The organism is Salinicola sp. V024 (assembly GCF_052645315.1).
The window spans coordinates 38947-57150 of record NZ_JBQXYB010000012.1 but is presented as its reverse complement, the minus strand read 5'-3'; the positions used below and the strand labels follow the sequence as shown (position 1 = coordinate 57150).

The window sequence follows — 18204 nt, the reverse complement described above, 5'->3', positions numbered from 1 at the left end:
CATCGGGTCGAGATCCATGATCGACCGCCTACGCATCACAACCTGCTGACTACACTGGCACCCAGACAGGAAGGGAGGTTGGTCGTCACGCGGGAATTCCTCCGCCCAGGGCAGGCTTGTCACCCGCTATTGGGCGACGCCTTTTCACTCGATACATATTGGTGTCCGCATGGTTCAAAAGAGTATCGGCATCTTCTCCGTCCGCGGGATAACAAGCCACACCGATACTACAGGACGGCATTTGGATGCCATCGAACTCAGTGCCCAACGGCTCATTCATGACCTTATGAATCCACTCCACCTTAGCCGCAATGGCGTCTACCGACTGGATGTTCGTCAATAGAACAGTGAATTCATCACCGCCCATCCGAGCCACCGTGTCGGTCTCACGTACGCAGCCTGCCAATCGTCGTGCCGCCACACAGAGTACGCGATCACCTATCGCATGGCCGTGGATATCATTGATGTTCTTGAACTTATCCATATCCACGAAAAGCAATGCCAGATGACTCCGATTACGATGAGCCGCCTTCAGCTCCGACGCCAATCGGTCATAAAACAGCGAGCGGTTAGTCAACCTGGTCAGCGGATCATGGTGGGCGAGAAAGCGAAGTTCCGCCTCGGCCTCCATAAGGGCCGTCACGTTCCGAGCGACACCGATGCGCGCCCTTTCCTCCTCGACCCATCGCGCAGACCACAGAATATGTACGCTACTGCCATCCTTGTGGAGGTAACGGTTGCGGTAATCGATGTGAGGCTGACCGTTCATGACCCGTTGAATGGAGGCCCGAGTATCCGCGAGATCATCGGGATGCATATAGCCGGTAATCAAGGTGCCGATCATTTCGTCGGCGCTGTGACCCAGCAGTGACTGACAGCCATCGCTGACAAAGACGATCCGATCGTTCTCATCCACCACGAAAACGGTATCCAGCATCAAATGAATCAGCTTGGGGTAGAGCGCTCGTAGGTCAACGTGCATAGGCTGCCGTGTTATCGAGTGTTTTTTATCGGAAATCTCGATCGCCGGAACGTCTTCCAGACATCCCATTCCGGGAGAGATGCTGATAGTGGCTTAATCGATCCTGACACACGAGTCCTTTCTTCTAGCGGATGTTGAGGTCTTCGTGCGCGTCGATCGGTGTGGCAGGCCCATCGGGGCGACGCGGGCGAGAGAATGATAGCGTTCCGGAAGCTGCGCTTACCCGGCAAAGTGACGCGTGTTCTTGTACGGCATCTTCATGTAACCGGAAACGCCAAGACCATCGATCTGCGGCACCGCCGCCAACAGCGTCTCCAGACAGGCGCGGAACTCGTCCTCCCGGGCCGGATCGAGCAGCCGGTAGTAGCTGTGGACCTTCAAGTGGGTCGGCAGCGCCTCGAAGATGATCATGCCGGTGTGATGGATGGCATTGAGCCGCGACAGCGCCTCGATCATCACCGTCGGCAGCCGCAGAAACTCCTCGGGGTCGGGGCCGTCCTCGAAGTAGGAGTGTTCGCGGCTGGCGTCCTCCAGTTCCGGCGTGGGGCTGACCTCGTAGGGAATCACGCAGTCGGCGTCGGGCACGAATGGCTGCGAAACGTCGTCACGATCGACGTGCAGGGTGCGCCGGGCATTGAACAGGCACGCCTTGAATACGCCGTCGCGGCGGCGAATCGCCCGGGCCAGGGTGATCACGTTGTTCACCGCCGCCACAAAAGCCGTTCGCAGCGAGGGTTCGTTGAGGCTCAAGGTGGTGTCGAACTCGACGCCGGCGTCGCTCCAGCGCACCGCCAGGCCACCCACCACCGGATACTTGCCCAGTCGCCCCACCGCCACCAGGAACGCCTTCTCGAGATCGCCCATGCCCTGCATGAACTGCTTGTAGTAGCGGTCGAGCTGGACGTCGTTGACCGCGCTCAGGGTGTCATCACGCGCATCATCCAGATGTTGATCGTCACGCAAAAACGCCTTGCGCGAGCTGTAGACAACCGTCTCGATTTCCTGCTCCAGCGAGCGCACCCACACCGGCACCAGCGGGATTTCCGGCGCGGCCACCGGTTCGCTGATGAGGGTGCGGGCAATCCGTGGCATGTGCTGGAGAAAGTAGTCCCCGGCCCGGCGACGCAGCGCGGGATCCTCGCTCAGCATCGCATCCAGCACCCGGGCGAACTCGATCGGCAACCCCAGCGAGGTGGCCGGGATCGTCTCGCGGCCGAAGCGGCTCGACTGCGCGGTGGCGAGCGCATAGAGGGTCGCGGCGGCGCCCTGCTCGTCGAAGCGCGGTGACGATAGCGCACCGTTCAGCTGTTCCTCGCCGATGTAGTAGACGTCGCCCATGCGGGCGTTGGTGTGCTGAATATCGGCGGACATCAGCGCCATCACGTTTCGCGACAGGAACTGCCCCTCGGCATCGAGCTGGGCGAAGACCGAGGAGCCCCAGTCGATCAGTGCGATCTGCTCGGTGAGGGGATCGAACATCAGGTTGGAGGGCTTGATATCCCCGTGCACCACGAGTCGCCCCTCGGCGGATTCGCGGCGCAGCGCGCGCAGGATACCCGCCAGTTGCGCCGCGATCCCGATCACCAACCGGGGCGTCAGTCGCCCCTGGCGTAGCGAGAACTCTTCCAGATTGATGCCCGGGGCGCGCGCCATCACCAGCATCGCCTGATGGCGCAGGGTACGGTAGGCGATCAGTTTGGGAACGCGCGGATGATCGACCTGTTCGAGCATGAACGCCTCCTCCTCGAGGCGTTCGTGGAACGACTGCGGCAGATTCTGGCGCGTGAACTTGAAGACGTGGCTGTCGCCGGCGCTATCGATACCCGCGAAGACGAAGCCATAGGCGCCCTTGCCGACCAGCTCGACCTCGCGATAGCCGACTTGGGCGAGCTGGTGACGGCAGCGCTCGATCCACTCGCGCAACTGCCGCGCCTGGCTCTGGCTGAGCAGATAGACCGACTGCTCCTCGGGAATGTAGAACTGCTGCAGCTCCGTCGATTCGGACGTCATGGCGTCGACTCAGCGCAGCTCGGCCAGCATCGTCTCGGGCGCTTCCAGATACTCCTTCCAGCGGTTGCAGAAACGCGCCATGGTGCCGCCATCGAGCACCCGATGATCGCCGGACCAGGTGACGGTCATGATCGCACGGGAGACCACCGAACCGTCCGCGGCGAAACGCGGCAATCTCTGCACGCGGCCGAGCGCGACGATCGCCACCTCCGGCGCGTTGATGATCGGCATGGCATAGGTGCCGCCCAACACGCCGATGTTGGAGATGCTGATGGTGCCACCCTTGAGATCAGCCGGTTCGACCCGCCCGTCGCGGGCGGCACGGGTCAGACGCTCCACCTCACTCGCCACTTCGCGCAAGCTCAGTCGCTCGACATGCTTGACGTTGGGCACCAGCAGGCCGCTGGCGCTGTCCACCGCCATGCCGATATGGCAGGCGGCCTGGTAATGAATGGCGTCGGCTGCCGGATTGAGCCGACAGTTGAGCAAGGGGAACTCCGCCACGGCCAGCGCCAGCGACTTCATCAGCAACGGCATCAGCGTCAGCCGCTCGCCGCGGGCTTCGAAATCGCCTTTGAGACGTTCCCGCAGCGCCAACAGCTCGGTGACATCGAACTCCTCGCCGTAGGCGAAGTGAGGAATCGTCGACGCCGCCTCGCTCATCCGCCGGGCCATCACCGCGCGCACCCCGCGCAGCGGTTCGATCCGCTCCGCTGAACCGGCATCCGCTACGGCATCCGGCGTGGCGTCCTCTCGTCGTTCGTGGCGTTGACGGTCGCTCGTATCATGCCGCTGTTGAAACACCAGCACGTCCTCCTTGAGCACCCGGCCATCCTTGCCGCTGCCGGGAATCTCCTCGAGACGCACCCCCAGCTCGCGCACGCGACGGCGCACGGCCGGGCTGGCCGGGCTGGCCGGAATGCGTCGGCGGCCAGCATTCGATGAGGGAGAGTCAGCCACTGGCGGCGTTACCCCGGAAGCCTCGTCTTCCTCCTGGGTCGCGGTGGTTTCACGTGGAACAGCGTCGACTGTCGCTGGAACTGAAGCTGGAACTGGAGCTGGAGCTGACGCCGCATCAGCATCGGCTGAATCGCGATTGTCTCCGCTGGCCTGCGGCACGTAGGCGAACAGCGGCGAATGCACCCGGGCGATCTCGTCGAGCTGACAGTAGTGGCGAACCATCCGCCCCGCTTCCGGCGCGGTGATCTCCATTACCGCCTTGTCGGTGCTGACTTCGACCACTGGCTGATCCTCGGCGATCTCCTCGCCCTCTTCCACGCGCCACGCCACCACCTCGCATTCGACGATGCCCTCGCCCAGATCGGGCAGAATGAAATCCTTCGTCGCCGGCACAGTCCCGGCCTCGGTGTCGGGCAATCGAAAATCGCTCATCTCACCCTCCTAGAAATCCATCGTGCGGTGGATGGCATCGAGCACCTTCAACGGCCCCGGCATGTACTCCTTCTCGAGCGTCAGCGGGAACGGCGTATCGAGCCCGGTGACGCGCTCGATCGGCGACTCCAGATAGAGGAAGCAGCGGCTCTGGATCGTCGCCGCAATTTCGCTGGCGAAGCCCCCGGTCAGCGGCGCCTCGTGACTGACGATCAGGCGCCCGGTCTTGAGCACGGACTGCACCACGGTCTCGATATCCCACGGCACTATTGTGCGCAGGTCGATCAGCTCGCAGGAGACGCCCTCCTTCTCGGCCATCTCGGCGGCCTGTTCGATCACTTCCATCTGCGCCCCCCAGGCCAGCAGCGTGATGTCGTTGCCCTCCTTGATCACCTCCGCCTGACGCAGCGGCAGCTCGTAGTCCTCGTCCGGCACCTCACCCACCGAAGCGCGATAGAGCCGCTTGGGCTCGAAGAGGATCACCGGATCCGGCGAGCGGATCGAGGCCAGCAACAGCCCCTTGGCCTGATGGGGATTGCGCGGCACCACCACCGTCAGCCCCGGCGTATGCGCGAAATAGGCCTCCGGCGACTGGGAGTGATAGTGGCCGCCGGCGATGCCGCCGCCGTAGGGCGCCCGAACGGTGAGGCCGCCGACATCGAACAGGTTGCCGGAGCGGTAGCGGAACTTGGCGGTCTCGTTCACCAGCTGATCGAACGCCGGATAGATGTAGTCGGCGAACTGGATCTCGGCGACCGGCACCGAACCCTGGGCGGCCAGGCCGTTGGCGAAGCCGATGATGCCCTGCTCCACCAGCGGCGTGTTGAAGCAGCGGGCGCGACCGTATTTCTCCTGCAAATGACTGGTGGCGCGGAACACACCGCCGAAAATCCCCACGTCCTCGCCGAAGCAGAGCACGCGCTCGTCGGCCGCCATGGCGGTATCCAGCGCGTTGTTGATCGCCTGAAGCAGATTCATTCGGCTCATGCGCCGTTCCCCCCTGAATCACCAGTCCGTCGCGCTGTCTCCCCGTCCAGCCACGGCGCGCTTCTGGGATAGGTCTCGGGATGACGACGAATATGTGCTTCCAGCGCCTCGAACTGCTCGCGCAATAGCGGTGGTGTCTCGGCATAGACGTCGCTGACCAGCGTTTCGAGTGCCGGCGGGCGACGTTTCTCGGCCTGCTTCATGCCGTCCAGCACCTCGCGGCGCAGCGACTCGGTCAGTTCGCGTTCCTCGTCCTCGTTCCACCAGCCACGCTCGATCAGCCAGCGCTGCATACGGCGTAGTGGGTCCTTCTTCTGCCACGCCTCCTCTTCCTTCTTGCTGCGATAGCCGGAAGGATCGTCGGAGGATGAGTGAGCCGCCAGGCGGTAGGTCATTGCCTCGATCAATACCGGTTCGTTGTGCTCCACCGCCAGCCGGCGCGCTTCGCGAGTGGCCTCGTACATCGCCAGGATGTCGTTGCCGTCGACCCGGATCGACTGCATGCGATAGCCGAAGGCACGGGCCGCGATACCGTCACCGGCGAACTGCTCGGTGACCGGCGTGGAGATGGCATAGCCGTTGTTGCGACACAGGAATATCACCGGGACCTTGTGCACCGATGCCATGTTGAGCGCGGCGTGGAAGTCCCCCTCCGAGGCCGCGCCTTCGCCGAAGATCGTCAACGTGCAGTTGCCCTTGCCGGCCAGCTTCTGACCATAGGCGTAGCCGGTGGCCTGGGGAATCTGGGTCGCCAGCGGGGAGGAAATCGTCAGGTAGTAGAGATCTCGCGAACCGTAGTGAATCGGCATCTGACGACCATGGGCGGGGTCGCGCTCGTTGCCGAACAGCTGATCCATGAACTCGTCGGTGGTAAAGCCGCGGTAGGCCAGCGCCCCCTGCTCACGGTACTGCGCCATGATCATGTCGGCATCGTCCAGCGCCGCGGTGCTGCCGATTACCGCCGCTTCCTCGCCGGTGCACTGCATGTAGAAGCTGAGCCGCCCCTGCCGCTGGGCCGCCAGCATGCGTTCATCGAGCACGCGGGTGTAGAGCATCGCGCGATAGATGCGCCGTGCCGTGGCCTGGTCGAGGGAGCTCGGCCCGGCATCGGCGTAGACGGTGCCATCGGGTTTGAGCTGGGTAAAAACGGGGATCTGGATGTCGTCGCCGTTGGCAAAGATCGGTTTGTGCACCGGCTTCACCGTGGTTTGGTTCTTCTTCATCTGATGCTTCCTGAGAGAATGTTTACAACAGGGCTGCACGCGGCAATACGGCGTTAAAATTGGCCTCAAATACCCATTTACCCGTCTGTAAACTTCGCTTTTCGTCCAATTTTGCCTTGTCTTGCCTTTGCTCGGCTGTGTTGTAACCCTCCTCTGAGATCGATGACCGAGATAAGAGCCGCCTCGTGAGCCGCTCTTTCCACATGAGTCCGACAAGTCGGAGAGCGACCGATTTCGGCGGTCGCTTCAACATGTGACCTTGACGTTAATGTCAACTTGTCGCCATCCGACCTTGGTCTTTGAGCATTAGGTCCAATTGTGGCAGCGCGGAAGGCATCGCTAGAACTGGACGATGGTACGTGCCCCAGGCCCACAAGGCGTGGCACGTCAAAAGCCTTTATCGAAACCCCTCAGCGATGGAAATCCCTTCGTCATGAATTTCGAACTCGACGACGATCAGTTGGCCTACCGGGAAGCGGCACGTCAGTTTTCCCGACGCGAACTGGCGTCCAACGCCGCCGAATGGGACGCCAACGGCGTCTTTCCCGTGGACACGTTTCGCCGCGCCGGCGAGATGGGCTTCTGTGGGCTCTATATTCCCGAGGCGCACGGTGGCCTGGGGCTGAGCCGGCTCGATGCCACGCTGATCATCGAGGAGCTGGCCAAGGGCTGCACCACCACCACCGCCTTCCTGACCATCCACAACATGGTCAACGGGATTCTCTCCCGCTACGCCACGGACACCGTGCGCGAGGCCTGGCTACCGGCCATGATCACCGGCGAGAAGCTAGGCTCCTATTGCCTGACCGAACCCGGCGCCGGCTCCGACGCGGCGGCGCTGCGAACCCGCGCCCGTCGTGATGACGACAGCGATCAAGACGGCTACGTCATCGATGGCAGCAAGATGTTCATCTCCGGCGCCGGCAGTACCCATCTGCTGGTGGTCATGGCGCGTACCGGCGAGCCGGACAGCGGCGCCGACGGGATTTCCGCTTTCGCGGTACCGGCGGACAGCCCCGGCATCGAGTACGGCAAGCACGAGGAGAAGATGGGCTGGCGCAGCCAACCGACCCGGGCGATCAGCTTCGACGGCGTGCGCGTGCCGGCAGACCATCGCCTGGGGAAAGAAGGTGAAGGCTTCCGGATCGCCATGCAGGCGCTGGACGGCGGGCGCATCAATATCGCCACCTGCTCCGTGGGCACGGCCCAGGCCGCGCTGGAAACCGCGCATCGCTATCTGGAAACGCGGGAACAGTTCGGCAAGCCGCTGGCCAGTTTCCAGGCGCTGCAGTTCAAGCTCGCTGACATGGCCACGCAGCTGGTCGCGGCTCGCCAGATGGTGCGGCTGGCAGCCAGCAAGCTGGACCGCAACGATTCCGACGCCGCGCTCTACTGCGCCATGGCCAAGCGCTTTGCCACCGACGAAGGCTTCACGATCTGCAACGACGCGCTGCAGCTTCACGGCGGCTACGGCTACCTGCGCGACTACCCGATGGAACGCCACGTTCGCGACTGCCGGGTCCATCAGATACTCGAGGGCACCAACGAAATCATGCGGCTGGTGGTGGCCCGCCGACTGCTGGCGAAGGACGATCTGGAGAACCTGTCATGACGACCGCTCATGAGCCCTCATCTCACAACGACGCCAAACAAACCGGTCTGCGTCTGGAACGTCGCGGCGCGGTGGCGCTGATCACCATCGACAATCCGCCCGCCAATACCTGGCATGAGGCCTCGCTGACGGCGCTGGAACAGCACATCGACGCGCTCAACGCCGACCCCGAGATCCAGGCGCTGGTGATCGTCGGCGCGGGAGAGAAGTTCTTTTCCGCCGGGGCCGATCTCAAGCGCTTCAGCGAGGGCGGCAAGCCCGCCGCGCTGGAGATGGCGACCCGCTTCGGCCGGGCATTCGAAGCGCTGGCCGCCTATCGCGGCGTCAGCATCGCCGCGATCAACGGCTACGCCATGGGCGGCGGACTCGAATGCGCGCTGGCCTGCGATATTCGGGTCATTGAACGCCAGGCACAGCTGGCGCTGCCCGAGGCCAGGGTGGGGCTTTTGCCCTGCGCCGGCGGCACCCAACATCTGCCGTGGCTGGTAGGCGAAGGCTGGGCCAAGCGCATGATTCTGTGCGGCGAGCGCATCGATGCCGAACGCGCGCTCGCCATCGGGCTGGTGGAAGAGGTCGTCGATACCGGCACCGCGCTGGAAACCGCGCTCGCCTTGGCCGCCACCAGCACGCAGCAGAGCCCGGAGGCGCTGGCACGCTGCAAGCGGCTGATCATGAATGCCCGCTACCAGGATCTGCCCAGCGGCTACCGGATGGAGCGTGAACTGTTCCTGGAGCTGTTCGACACCGATGCGCCCACCGAGGGGATCGGCGCCTTCCTCGACAAGCGCGAGCCCCGCTGGCATTCCGACTCGATGCGACGCGGTGAGGGCTCATGACCGACCCGGGCCGATTCGATGCTCTCCATTTGGAGACCTTGGATACCGCCGACGGCCACCGCATCGGCCGGGTGACGCTCGACGCGCCCAGGAGCCTCAACGCGCTGACGCTCGAGATGATCGACGACCTGCAGTCACAGCTCGATGCCTGGGCGACGGATGACGCTATCGCAGCCGTGTGGCTGGAGGGCACCGGCGACAAGGCCTTCTGCGCCGGCGGCGATGTGGTCGCGCTGCATCGTGCCATTGTCGCGGGCGAGACCGATCATGACCCGGCGGCGGCCCAAGGCTTCATCGCACGCTATTTCAGCCACGAATACCGCCTCGATCACACCCTCCACGGCTACCCCAAACCCGTCATCGCCTGGGGCGACGGCATCGTCATGGGCGGCGGTATCGGGCTGTTCGTCGGCGCTTCTCACCGAGTCGTCACACCGCGCTCGATGCTGGCAATGCCGGAGATCACCATCGGACTCTATCCGGACGTCGGCGCCAGCTGGTTTCTGAATCGCTGCCCCGGGCGCAGCGGCCTGTTCCTGGGCCTGACCGGCGCTCGACTCAACGCCAGCGATGCGCGATTCGTCGGCCTGGCCGACTGCCTGATCGACGACACGCGGCGAGAGGCGGTGATCGAGGATCTGCGCCAGGCCGACTGGCGCGAACCCGTTCGCGCCGTGGGCCGCGTTCTGCGGCAACACGCCGATGCCAGTCGCGAACGAGCGCCGCAGCCCGAGGTACAGCCGCGGCTCGATACCCTCGACGCGCTCACCGATGCCGATGACGATGAAACGCTGATTCGCCAGGTCATCGATGCTGCCAGCGACGACGACCCGTGGATCGCTCGGGCGGCGAAGAATCTGGCCGCCGGGTCGCCGCTCTCGGCCCGACTGATCCTGCGTCAACTGTCTCGATGCCGACGGCTATCGCTGGCCGAGGTGCTGCGCGAGGAGCTGAATCTATCGCTAGCCTGCGCCGCCCGGGGGGATCTCGCCGAAGGCGTCAGGGCGCTATTGATCGACAAGGACCGGAATCCCCGATGGCAACGCATGCACGGTGCCGTGCCCGACGCCGATATCCAGGCCTGCTTCGTTGCCGCGTGGGATCGCGATAGCCATCCACTGCGCGATCTCGTCGATCGGCCTGTCGAGAAGGAACCGACTCATGCAACTGGCTGAACGCACTTTCCTCGTCACCGGCGGCGGCTCCGGGCTGGGCGCCGCCACGGCAAGGATGTTGATCGAGGCTGGCGCCAACGTGGCGCTGGTCGATCAGGACATCGAAGCGGCCCGCAGCCAGGCGGAAACGCTAGGCAAGACAGCACTGGCGCTGCAGGCCGACGTGACCCGAGAAGCCGACGGCGAACGAGCGATCGCCGACACGCTCGAGCGCTTCGGCGCTCTCCACGGCCTGATCAACTGCGCCGGCATCGCGCCGGCGGAGAAGATCCACGGCAAGCGCGGCGTCCACGGCCTCGACAGCTTCCGCCGCGCCATCGATATCAACCTGATCGGCACCTTCAACATGCTGCGTCTGGCGGTAGCCGCGATGCAGGAAAATCCCGCCGAAGACGATGCCTCATCGGGTGAGGAAGACGGCGAACGCGGCGTAGTGATCAATACGGCCTCGGTAGCCGCGTTCGAAGGCCAGATCGGCCAGGCGGCCTACGCCGCCTCCAAGGCTGGCGTGGTCGGGCTGACTTTGCCCGCCGCCCGCGAACTGGCGGGGTCCGGTATTCGCGTCATGGCGATCGCCCCCGGCATCTTCGATACCGCGATGATGCAGGGCATGCCTGCCGAGGTCCGCGACGGCCTCAACGCCAAGGTGCCGTTTCCCAGGCGGATGGGCCACGCCGAGGAGTACGCCTCGCTGGTGCGCCAGATCCTCGAGAACCGGTATCTCAACGGGGAGGTGATTCGGCTCGACGGTGGCATTCGAATGTCGGCTATGTAGAAAAGGGCTGCGAGAGCGGGTGGTACGTTAAGCCCCTCGTCATTAGGGTCTGAAGTTGAATGAGCGGCAACCGGTACGCTATCAGGAGTCATTGCCATGAATATCGAAGACCCGATCGTGATCGTCGGTGCCAAACGCACGCCGATGGGCGCTTTCCAGGGCGCGCTCGGCGGCTTGAGCTGCCCGCAGTTGGGCGCGGCGGCGATTCGGGGTGCGCTCGAGCACGCCGGGCTGGCGCCTGACGCCATCGACGAAGCGGCCATCGATGAAGTGCTCATGGGATGCGTGCTGCCGGCAGGTCTCGGTCAGGCGCCGGCACGTCAGGCGGCGCTGGCCGCCGGGCTCGCCGAATCGACGCCCTGCACCACGGTCAACAAGATGTGTGGTTCCGGCATGAAAGCGGTGATGCAGGCGTTCGATGCGCTGCGCCTGGAGAGCGTCACGCATGCCATCGCCGGCGGCATGGAGAGCATGAGCAACGCGCCTTACCTGCTGCCCAAGGCCCGCGCCGGGCTGCGTATGGGCCATGCCCAGGTGCTCGATCACATGTTTCTCGATGGGCTCGAGGACGCCTACGAACCGGGCCGGCTGATGGGCACCTACGCCGAGGATTGCGCCCAGGCCTTCGGCTTCACGCGCGAACGCCAGGATGCCTACGCCATCGATTCGTTGACCCGGGCCAGGCGGGCGATCGATTCCGGCGTGTTCGCCAGCGAAATCGTGGCACTGGAGGCGCCGGCCGGGCGCGGTACGGATCGCGTCGAGCACGACGAACCGCCCTACAAGGCCAACATCGACCGCGTCGGGCAGTTGAAACCGGCCTTCCGCGACGGCGGCACCGTCACCGCCGCCAATTCGAGCTCGATCGCCGACGGCGCCGCGGCGCTGGTACTGATGCGCCAAAGCGAGGCCGAGCAACTGGGCCTGACGCCGCTGGCGCGGGTGCATGGCCATGTCAGCCACGCCATGCGTCCCGGTGATTTCCCGGTGGCGCCGATCCACGCTATCCGCAAGCTGCACGAACGGCTCGGCTGGTCGCGGGAGAGCGTCGATCTCTATGAGATCAACGAGGCCTTTGCGGTGGTGGCGATGGCAGCCATGCACGAACTCGGACTCGATCATCAACGAGTCAACGTGCACGGCGGCGCATGCGCTCTGGGCCACCCCATCGGGGCTTCCGGGGCGCGGATTCTGGTCACGCTATTGAATGCGCTGACCCATCACGGAATGACGCGGGGCGTGGCAGCCATCTGCATCGGCGGCGGCGAGGCTACGGCCATCGGCATCGAACGGCTCGCCTGAGCCGCACTAATACGAACCCCCTACACGAGCCACCTATACGAGCCCCGACATTCAGACGCTCTCTCGGAGATATCGGCATGTCAGCAAGCGAAAACCGCAAGGACCTTGGGTCCAGGAGCTACGTCAGCGGTACCAGCGATCTGCCGCTGATCGGCATGACCATCGGCGACTGCCTCGATGCGGCCGCCAGCGAATGCCCCGAGCGTGAAGCGCTGGTCAGCTGCCACCAGAACCTGCGCTACAGCTACGCCGAGCTGCGCGACGAAGCCGACCGTGTTGCCCGCGGGCTGATGGCGCTGGGCGTCGAACGTGGCGACCGCGTCGGCATTTGGTCGCTCAACGGCGCCGAGTGGGCACTCACTCAGCTGGCGACCGCCAAGATCGGTGCGATTCTGGTCAACCTCAATCCCAGCTATCGCGCCCACGAGCTCGAACATGCGCTGACGCAGTCCGGCCTTTCCGCCCTGGTGCTGCAGGGCGCGTACCGGGTCGGCGGCACCATCAAGTCGCATTACGTCGACATCCTCTGCGAGCTGGCACCGGTACTACGCGATCCGCCGATGAGCGACCAAAGGCCGCTGGCCGGCGCACGCACCCTGACCTGTGACACGCTTCCCCAACTCAAGCACGTCATCTGTCTCGACGACGCGTTGGCGACGCCGAGGATGTGGCACTGGTCCGATCTGCACAGCCTGGCTGAAAACGTGACTGCCGAACGCCTCTCCGCGCAGCAGGCCGAGCTGCAGTTCGACGATCCGATCAACATTCAGTACACCTCTGGTACCACCGGCGCCCCCAAAGGCGTGACGCTGACCCACCACAACATTCTCAACAACGGCTACTTCGTCGGCGGCGGGATGAACCTGCAGCCCGGCGAGCGGGTGGTGATTCCGGTACCGCTCTATCACTGTTTCGGCATGGTGATGGGCAATCTGGCCTGCCTTTCCCATCGCGCCACGGCGATCTATCCCAACGACGGTTTCGATCCCGAGGCGACGCTGCGCGCGGTGGAAACCGAGCGCGCCCAGGCGCTCTACGGCGTGCCGACGATGTTCATCGCCGAGCTCGAGCACCCGCGCTTCGGCGATTTCGATCTCTCCAGCCTGCGCACCGGGATCATGGCTGGCTCCAACTGCCCCATCGAAGTGATGAAGCGGGTGATCGAGCGCATGCACATGGAAGACGTCACCATCGCCTACGGCATGACCGAAACCAGCCCGGTCAGCCTGCAGACTCGCCCGGACGCTCCGCTGGCCAAGCGCGTTGCCACCGTCGGCACCATTCACCCGCATCTGGAAGTGAAGATCATCGACCCCGCCAGTGGCCGGATCGTGCCGCGCGGCGTCAGCGGCGAGCTCTGCACCCGTGGCTACAGCGTGATGCTCGGCTACTGGAACAACGATGCGGCCACCCGCCAGTCGATCGACCCTCAGGGCTGGATGCACACCGGGGATCTGGCGATGATGGACGACGACGGCTTCGTCGCGATCACCGGACGCATCAAGGACATGATCATTCGCGGCGGCGAGAACCTGTATCCCCGTGAGATCGAGGAGTTTCTCTACACGCACCCGGCGATATCCGATGCCCAGGTCTTCGGCGTGCCGGACCCGAAGTATGGCGAGGCAGTCGCGGTCTGGGTCCGGTTGGTGGAAGGCGCCGAGCTCGACGAGCAGGCCATCCGTGATTACTGCCGGGATCGCATCGATCACCACAAGATCCTGCGCTATGTCCGCTTCGTCGACGAGTTCCCGATGACCGTCAGCGGCAAGATCCAGAAATTCCGCATGCGCCAGGCGACGAGTGAGGAGCTGGGGTTAGAGTAGCCAGGTCCTGGGGGCGGGGATTAGCCCAGTTTTGGGTCCCTTCTCGTCAGCGGAAGTCTGTTCTCGCCAGACTCTCTAGCAAAAGCTAAAGAAGACTAGTATTTTTTATTAGTTTTCACTATCCATCGCTAGAGTCTTTTCAGGAACGTCACATGGACCCGTATGGAAATCCGTTCGCACTTGGTGCCGGTAGCCGTCCACCCGAGCTCGCCGGGCGCGATGCGATTCTACAGGCTGCCAAGATATCTTGTGGCCGCGCAATCAAAGGACGAGCAGCACGTTCGATCATGCTATTAGGCCTCCGAGGCACTGGTAAAACGGTTCTACTAAGCGAGATTGGCCGCATCGCCGAAGCTGAAGGATTCCTTGTTTCCAGAGTCGAAGCCCCTGAAGAAACTAATTTGGCAGGCCTTCTCTACCCCGAGATGCGCAAGGTATCTCGCTCCCTATCAGGCGTCGAAGCAGCCAAACGTCATGCTTCACGTGCTTTGGGCGGGCTGCGTAATTTCGCATCCGTATTCAATATCGAAGTGGCAGGTGTGAACATTGGCGTCGAACCGCCTCCTGAGCCGGGCTTGGCAGAAAGCGGAGACATGCAGCACGACCTGCCAGACCTTTTTGATCAAATCGGTCGAGCTGCCCAAGCTGCGAACAAAGGCTGGGTTCTTCTCATTGACGAAGTCCAATATCTCTCTCAGCAAGATCTCTCCGCCTTGATCGTCGCCCTTCACCGTATATCTCAAGACGGAAGGCCTATCGTTTTTATAGGTGCAGGGCTGCCTCAGGTGGCCCGCCTCGCGGGGGAGGCTAAATCCTATGCAGAAAGGTTATTCAATTATCCTGCAGTTGGTGCACTTGATGAAGAAGCCGCTGCAAAAGCCATCGAAAAGCCGATCCTGGATGAAGAGGCTTCCATTTCTAACGCAGCGCTAGCAGCAATTTTCGATGTGACAAAGGGCTATCCATTCTTCTTGCAGGAACTGGCCTCATTTTCCTGGAACAACGCACTGGGACCCGAAATCAATGAACGCGATGTCCAGGAGTCCTATACGGAAACGATCAGTTCTCTAGACAATGGTTTCTTTAGAGTCCGCCTGGATCGTTTAACCAAAGCAGAGGTGGGTTTCGTCAAGGCGATGGCAACTCTTGGCGACGGCCCGTATCAGGTTGCCGACATCGCTAGAGCCATGAATCGCACACAGAAATCAATCGGACCAGCGCGTGCGAGCATCATTTACAAAGGCATGATTTACAGCACCGATCACGGTTATCTTGATTTTACGGTTCCGCTTTTTGCTGATTTCATCCGACGAAAACACATCTCCGAAGACTGATTTCTCAACCTACGTATTTTAGTGAATTCGGCACGCCGAAGCGTCATTGAGATAGGGCCAAACGCAAGGGCTCATCCCCGGTTGACCACCGCCATGGTCAGACGCGACATGCACACCAGCCGGCCGCGTTCGTCCTCGATCCGGATCTCCCACAGCTGGGTGGAGGCGCCAAGGTGCAGCGGCCGGGCGCAGCCCTCGACCCAGCCCTCGCGCATCGCGCGTACGTGGTTGGCATTGATATCGAGCCCTACCGCCATCTTGTTCGGGTCGGCCAGGCAGAGATTGGCGGCGATGCTGCCGAGCGTCTCCGCCAGCACCACCGAGCCGCCGCCGTGGAGCAGGCCGTAGGGTTGGCGGGTTCTTTCATCCACCGGCATCCGCCCGCGCAGGCAGTCTTCGCCCAGCTCGGTGAATTCGATGCCGACATGGCTGACCAGCGTGTTCCGGCACTCGGCGGTGAGCGCTTCCAGTGATGACTCACGTTTCCAGATGGGCATGGTAAAACCTCGAGAGTAGTAACAAATCGCGAGCTCGACGCGTCGATCAAAGCCTCGGCTTGGAGGAGCCAACAGGATTCAAGGAACGGAATCAGGCCATTGTCTGGCACCGTGAAGCAGCCGCAGGACGAGCACGGCATCCCGCTGGACACGGTAGGCGGCGATATAGCGGGTGCCGTCAATCACCACCTCACGAGTGCCTGCCAGGCGTCCTTCACGGCCACTATCAGGGTGATCGATCAGACGATTCAATGCCGCCTCGATCCTCTCGTCGGTGTCGACGGCTGCCTGCGGGTTACGAACTACCAGATAATCGAAGATAGCTTCGCGATCCTCGAGCGCCAGCAGGTGCCAAGCCAACTTCACGTATCATTCTCGAGCAAACGTCGGGCTTCGGCGCGGCGCTGAGCGAAACGTGCCTGCACGGTTCGATCGTCGACTGGCTGGCGATCGTCGTCCAGCGCCGCCTGAACCTGCCTCCTAAACCACGCATCGTGAGACCGTGCTTGCTGCGCCTGATGTTGGCGCTCGGCAGCATCCGGTCGGCGCACTCTGGTGTCGTCCGTTCGCTCCGGTTCCCAATGGGAGGTATCCACTTCGAAATGACGCGCGCCGATCTTGTGCATGACAGCCACCGCCTTGCCCGCATCGCGAAACGCTCGCCGTTTCTTGTCGCGGGTGGTTCCCAGTATCAAAGACTCCCCTTCCCGCGATCGAGCCGTGATGAAAAAAGCCCTACCGCTGGCACTGACGGCCACGGAAACCAGGCCGCCAGCATGAAAGGCGGTTCGGAACTGGTCCAAGCTCAATGTCTGAGACATCAGTGGTGCGCTCCGCATCAACGTTAATGGTTAATCGTCACGCAAATAACGAATAAACTCAAATCTTGATATTGATCCTGCGCTAAAACCCCATAACCGTGTTTGGGTCCTAGACCATGGTCGAGGGGCTCTAGCCGCCTTCGCATATTGACGTTAACGTCAACGTACTAAGACGCATATACCAAGACGTAGAAGCTGTATCCGACAGCGAGGATTTCACCATGCACGCCCCCTACACCGAGCTCGATTTCGGGCTCGCCGACGAGCTCAACATGCTGCGCGAGCAGGTCAACGCCTTCGCCCGGGACGAGATTGCCCCCCGTGCGGCCCAGATCGACCACGACAACGCCTTTCCCAATGAGCTGTGGCAGAAGTTCGGCGACATGGGCCTGCTCGGCATCACCGTGGCCGAAGAAGACGGCGGCAGCGGCATGGGCTATCTCGCCCACTGCATCGCCATGGAGGAGATCTCCCGGGCCAGCGCGTCGGTGGGGCTCTCCTACGGTGCCCACGCCAATCTCTGCGTCAATCAGATCAAGCTCAACGGCAGCGCGGAGCAGAAAGCCAAATACCTGCCCAAGCTGATCAGCGGCGAGCACGTCGGCGCCCTGGCGATGTCCGAGCCCGGCGCGGGGTCGGACGTGGTCTCGATGAGCCTGCGCGCCGACATGCAAGGCGATCAATACGTGCTCAACGGCAACAAGATGTGGATCACCAACGGCCCCGACGCCGATGTGCTGGTGGTCTACGCCAAGACCGACCCTGACGCCGGCGCCAAGGGCATCAGCGCCTTCATCGTCGAGAAGGATTTCGCCGGTTTCTCCACCGCCCAGAAGCTCGACAAGCTGGGCATGCGTGGCTCCAACACCTGCGAGCTGGTGTTCGAGGATTGCCAGGTACCGGCGGAGAACGTGCTGGGAGAAGAAAACCGCGGCGTCAAAGTGCTGATGAGCGGGCTGGACTACGAGCGCACCGTGCTCGCCGCCGGTCCTGTCGGCATCATGCAGGCATGCCTGGACGTGGTGGTGCCCTACGTCCACGAGCGCAAGCAGTTCGGTCAGCCCATCGGCGAGTTCCAGCTGGTGCAGGGCAAGCTGGCCGACATGCACACCACGCTCAACGCCTGCCGCGCCTATCTCTACGCGGTGGCCGGCGCCTGCGACCGTGGCCGCGCCACCCGCAAGGACGCCGCCGGGGTGATTCTCTACTGCGCCGAAAAAGCGACCCAGATGGCGCTGGATGCGATCCAGCTGCTCGGCGGCAACGGCTATATCAACGAATACCCCACCGGACGCCTGCTGCGCGACGCCAAGCTCTACGAGATCGGCGCGGGAACGAGCGAGATCAGGCGGATGTTGATCGGGCGCGAACTGTTCGCGGAATCGGCATAAATCAGCATCGAGCTTCGAGCTTCGAGCCTCGAACTGCTCGT

The 18204-nt window shown here is 63.0% G+C and carries 16 protein-coding genes; 8 read left to right on the top strand and 8 right to left on the bottom strand.

The genetic code is table 11. From position 1 onward, the window contains the following. Positions 1–85: 85 nt before the first annotated feature. From ACUN9V_RS15745 to ACUN9V_RS15725, 5 genes are all read right to left on the bottom strand, one after another. Positions 86–982: a diguanylate cyclase domain-containing protein gene (locus tag ACUN9V_RS15745; RefSeq protein WP_445512087.1), complete on the bottom strand. Its 897-nt coding sequence runs from the start codon at positions 980–982 to the stop codon at positions 86–88. A gap of 219 nt (positions 983–1201) precedes the next feature. Next, the gene (locus ACUN9V_RS15740) at positions 1202–2992 is read right to left on the bottom strand and encodes a protein kinase domain-containing protein (RefSeq protein ID WP_445512086.1); all 1791 of its coding nucleotides are present in this window, start codon (positions 2990–2992) and stop codon (positions 1202–1204) included. A 9-nt stretch (positions 2993–3001) separates the two neighbouring features. After that, complete coding sequence (locus tag ACUN9V_RS15735) at positions 3002–4384, bottom strand: 2-oxo acid dehydrogenase subunit E2 (RefSeq protein WP_445512085.1); 1383 nt, start codon at positions 4382–4384, stop codon at positions 3002–3004. Between the two features lie 9 nt (positions 4385–4393). Next, a complete protein-coding gene (locus ACUN9V_RS15730; RefSeq protein WP_445512084.1) occupies positions 4394–5371 on the bottom strand; it encodes an alpha-ketoacid dehydrogenase subunit beta in 978 nt (325 codons plus the stop codon). Beyond that, entirely contained in the window at positions 5368–6594 is a 1227-nt protein-coding gene (locus ACUN9V_RS15725; RefSeq protein WP_445512083.1) for a thiamine pyrophosphate-dependent dehydrogenase E1 component subunit alpha, read from the bottom strand. Before ACUN9V_RS15725 ends, ACUN9V_RS15730 begins: the two co-directional genes overlap by 4 nt. Before the next feature lie 433 nt (positions 6595–7027). Between ACUN9V_RS15725 and ACUN9V_RS15720 the strand changes: the two genes are divergently transcribed. From ACUN9V_RS15720 to ACUN9V_RS15690, 7 genes are all read left to right on the top strand, one after another. After that, on the top strand, positions 7028–8206 hold the full coding sequence (locus tag ACUN9V_RS15720) for an acyl-CoA dehydrogenase family protein (protein ID WP_445512082.1): 1179 nt from the start codon (positions 7028–7030) through the stop codon (positions 8204–8206). Then, on the top strand, positions 8203–9042 hold the full coding sequence (locus ACUN9V_RS15715) for an enoyl-CoA hydratase (RefSeq protein ID WP_445512081.1): 840 nt from the start codon (positions 8203–8205) through the stop codon (positions 9040–9042). Before ACUN9V_RS15720 ends, ACUN9V_RS15715 begins: the two co-directional genes overlap by 4 nt. Then, positions 9039–10217, top strand: a complete 1179-nt coding sequence (locus ACUN9V_RS15710; protein ID WP_445512080.1) for an enoyl-CoA hydratase/isomerase family protein — start codon at positions 9039–9041, stop codon at positions 10215–10217. The genes ACUN9V_RS15715 and ACUN9V_RS15710 overlap by 4 nt, the downstream gene beginning before the upstream one ends. Then, positions 10204–10992, top strand: a complete 789-nt coding sequence (locus ACUN9V_RS15705; protein ID WP_445512079.1) for an SDR family NAD(P)-dependent oxidoreductase — start codon at positions 10204–10206, stop codon at positions 10990–10992. The genes ACUN9V_RS15710 and ACUN9V_RS15705 overlap by 14 nt, the downstream gene beginning before the upstream one ends. Before the next feature lie 96 nt (positions 10993–11088). Then, entirely contained in the window at positions 11089–12294 is a 1206-nt protein-coding gene (locus ACUN9V_RS15700; RefSeq protein WP_445512078.1) for an acetyl-CoA C-acyltransferase, read from the top strand. A gap of 77 nt (positions 12295–12371) precedes the next feature. After that, positions 12372–14120, top strand: a complete 1749-nt coding sequence (locus ACUN9V_RS15695; protein WP_445512077.1) for an AMP-binding protein — start codon at positions 12372–12374, stop codon at positions 14118–14120. 152 nt (positions 14121–14272) lie between these two features. Beyond that, complete coding sequence (locus tag ACUN9V_RS15690; protein ID WP_445512076.1) at positions 14273–15454, top strand: AAA family ATPase; 1182 nt, start codon at positions 14273–14275, stop codon at positions 15452–15454. Positions 15455–15525: 71 nt separating this feature from the next. On the opposite strand, the gene ACUN9V_RS15685 is transcribed toward ACUN9V_RS15690, so the two are convergent. From ACUN9V_RS15685 to ACUN9V_RS15675, 3 genes are all read right to left on the bottom strand, one after another. Then, positions 15526–15951, bottom strand: a complete 426-nt coding sequence (locus ACUN9V_RS15685) for a hotdog fold thioesterase (protein ID WP_075561506.1) — start codon at positions 15949–15951, stop codon at positions 15526–15528. 78 nt (positions 15952–16029) lie between these two features. Then, positions 16030–16317: a type II toxin-antitoxin system RelE/ParE family toxin gene (locus ACUN9V_RS15680; RefSeq protein ID WP_439286339.1), complete on the bottom strand. Its 288-nt coding sequence runs from the start codon at positions 16315–16317 to the stop codon at positions 16030–16032. Then, positions 16314–16772, bottom strand: a complete 459-nt coding sequence (locus tag ACUN9V_RS15675; protein ID WP_445512075.1) for a hypothetical protein — start codon at positions 16770–16772, stop codon at positions 16314–16316. Before ACUN9V_RS15675 ends, ACUN9V_RS15680 begins: the two co-directional genes overlap by 4 nt. 221 nt (positions 16773–16993) lie before the next feature. Between ACUN9V_RS15675 and ACUN9V_RS15670 the strand changes: the two genes are divergently transcribed. After that, positions 16994–18163: an isovaleryl-CoA dehydrogenase gene (locus ACUN9V_RS15670; protein WP_445512074.1), complete on the top strand. Its 1170-nt coding sequence runs from the start codon at positions 16994–16996 to the stop codon at positions 18161–18163. Positions 18164–18204: the final 41 nt, after the last annotated feature.

What these genes read in the sequence shown, in the direction of transcription:
- ACUN9V_RS15730 (WP_445512084.1), bottom strand. Translation starts at nt 5,371, where the DNA reads ATGAGCCGAATGAATCTGCTTCAGGCGATCAACAACGCGCTGGATACC.
- ACUN9V_RS15740 (WP_445512086.1), bottom strand. Translation starts at nt 2,992, where the DNA reads ATGACGTCCGAATCGACGGAGCTGCAGCAGTTCTACATTCCCGAGGAG.
- ACUN9V_RS15670 (WP_445512074.1), top strand. Translation starts at nt 16,994, where the DNA reads ATGCACGCCCCCTACACCGAGCTCGATTTCGGGCTCGCCGACGAGCTC.
- ACUN9V_RS15675 (WP_445512075.1), bottom strand. Translation starts at nt 16,772, where the DNA reads ATGTCTCAGACATTGAGCTTGGACCAGTTCCGAACCGCCTTTCATGCT.
- ACUN9V_RS15690 (WP_445512076.1), top strand. Translation starts at nt 14,273, where the DNA reads ATGGACCCGTATGGAAATCCGTTCGCACTTGGTGCCGGTAGCCGTCCA.
- ACUN9V_RS15745 (WP_445512087.1), bottom strand. Translation starts at nt 982, where the DNA reads ATGCACGTTGACCTACGAGCGCTCTACCCCAAGCTGATTCATTTGATG.
- ACUN9V_RS15715 (WP_445512081.1), top strand. Translation starts at nt 8,203, where the DNA reads ATGACGACCGCTCATGAGCCCTCATCTCACAACGACGCCAAACAAACC.
- ACUN9V_RS15725 (WP_445512083.1), bottom strand. Translation starts at nt 6,594, where the DNA reads ATGAAGAAGAACCAAACCACGGTGAAGCCGGTGCACAAACCGATCTTT.
- ACUN9V_RS15705 (WP_445512079.1), top strand. Translation starts at nt 10,204, where the DNA reads ATGCAACTGGCTGAACGCACTTTCCTCGTCACCGGCGGCGGCTCCGGG.
- ACUN9V_RS15695 (WP_445512077.1), top strand. Translation starts at nt 12,372, where the DNA reads ATGTCAGCAAGCGAAAACCGCAAGGACCTTGGGTCCAGGAGCTACGTC.
- ACUN9V_RS15685 (WP_075561506.1), bottom strand. Translation starts at nt 15,951, where the DNA reads ATGCCCATCTGGAAACGTGAGTCATCACTGGAAGCGCTCACCGCCGAG.
- ACUN9V_RS15700 (WP_445512078.1), top strand. Translation starts at nt 11,089, where the DNA reads ATGAATATCGAAGACCCGATCGTGATCGTCGGTGCCAAACGCACGCCG.
- ACUN9V_RS15710 (WP_445512080.1), top strand. Translation starts at nt 9,039, where the DNA reads ATGACCGACCCGGGCCGATTCGATGCTCTCCATTTGGAGACCTTGGAT.
- ACUN9V_RS15720 (WP_445512082.1), top strand. Translation starts at nt 7,028, where the DNA reads ATGAATTTCGAACTCGACGACGATCAGTTGGCCTACCGGGAAGCGGCA.
- ACUN9V_RS15735 (WP_445512085.1), bottom strand. Translation starts at nt 4,384, where the DNA reads ATGAGCGATTTTCGATTGCCCGACACCGAGGCCGGGACTGTGCCGGCG.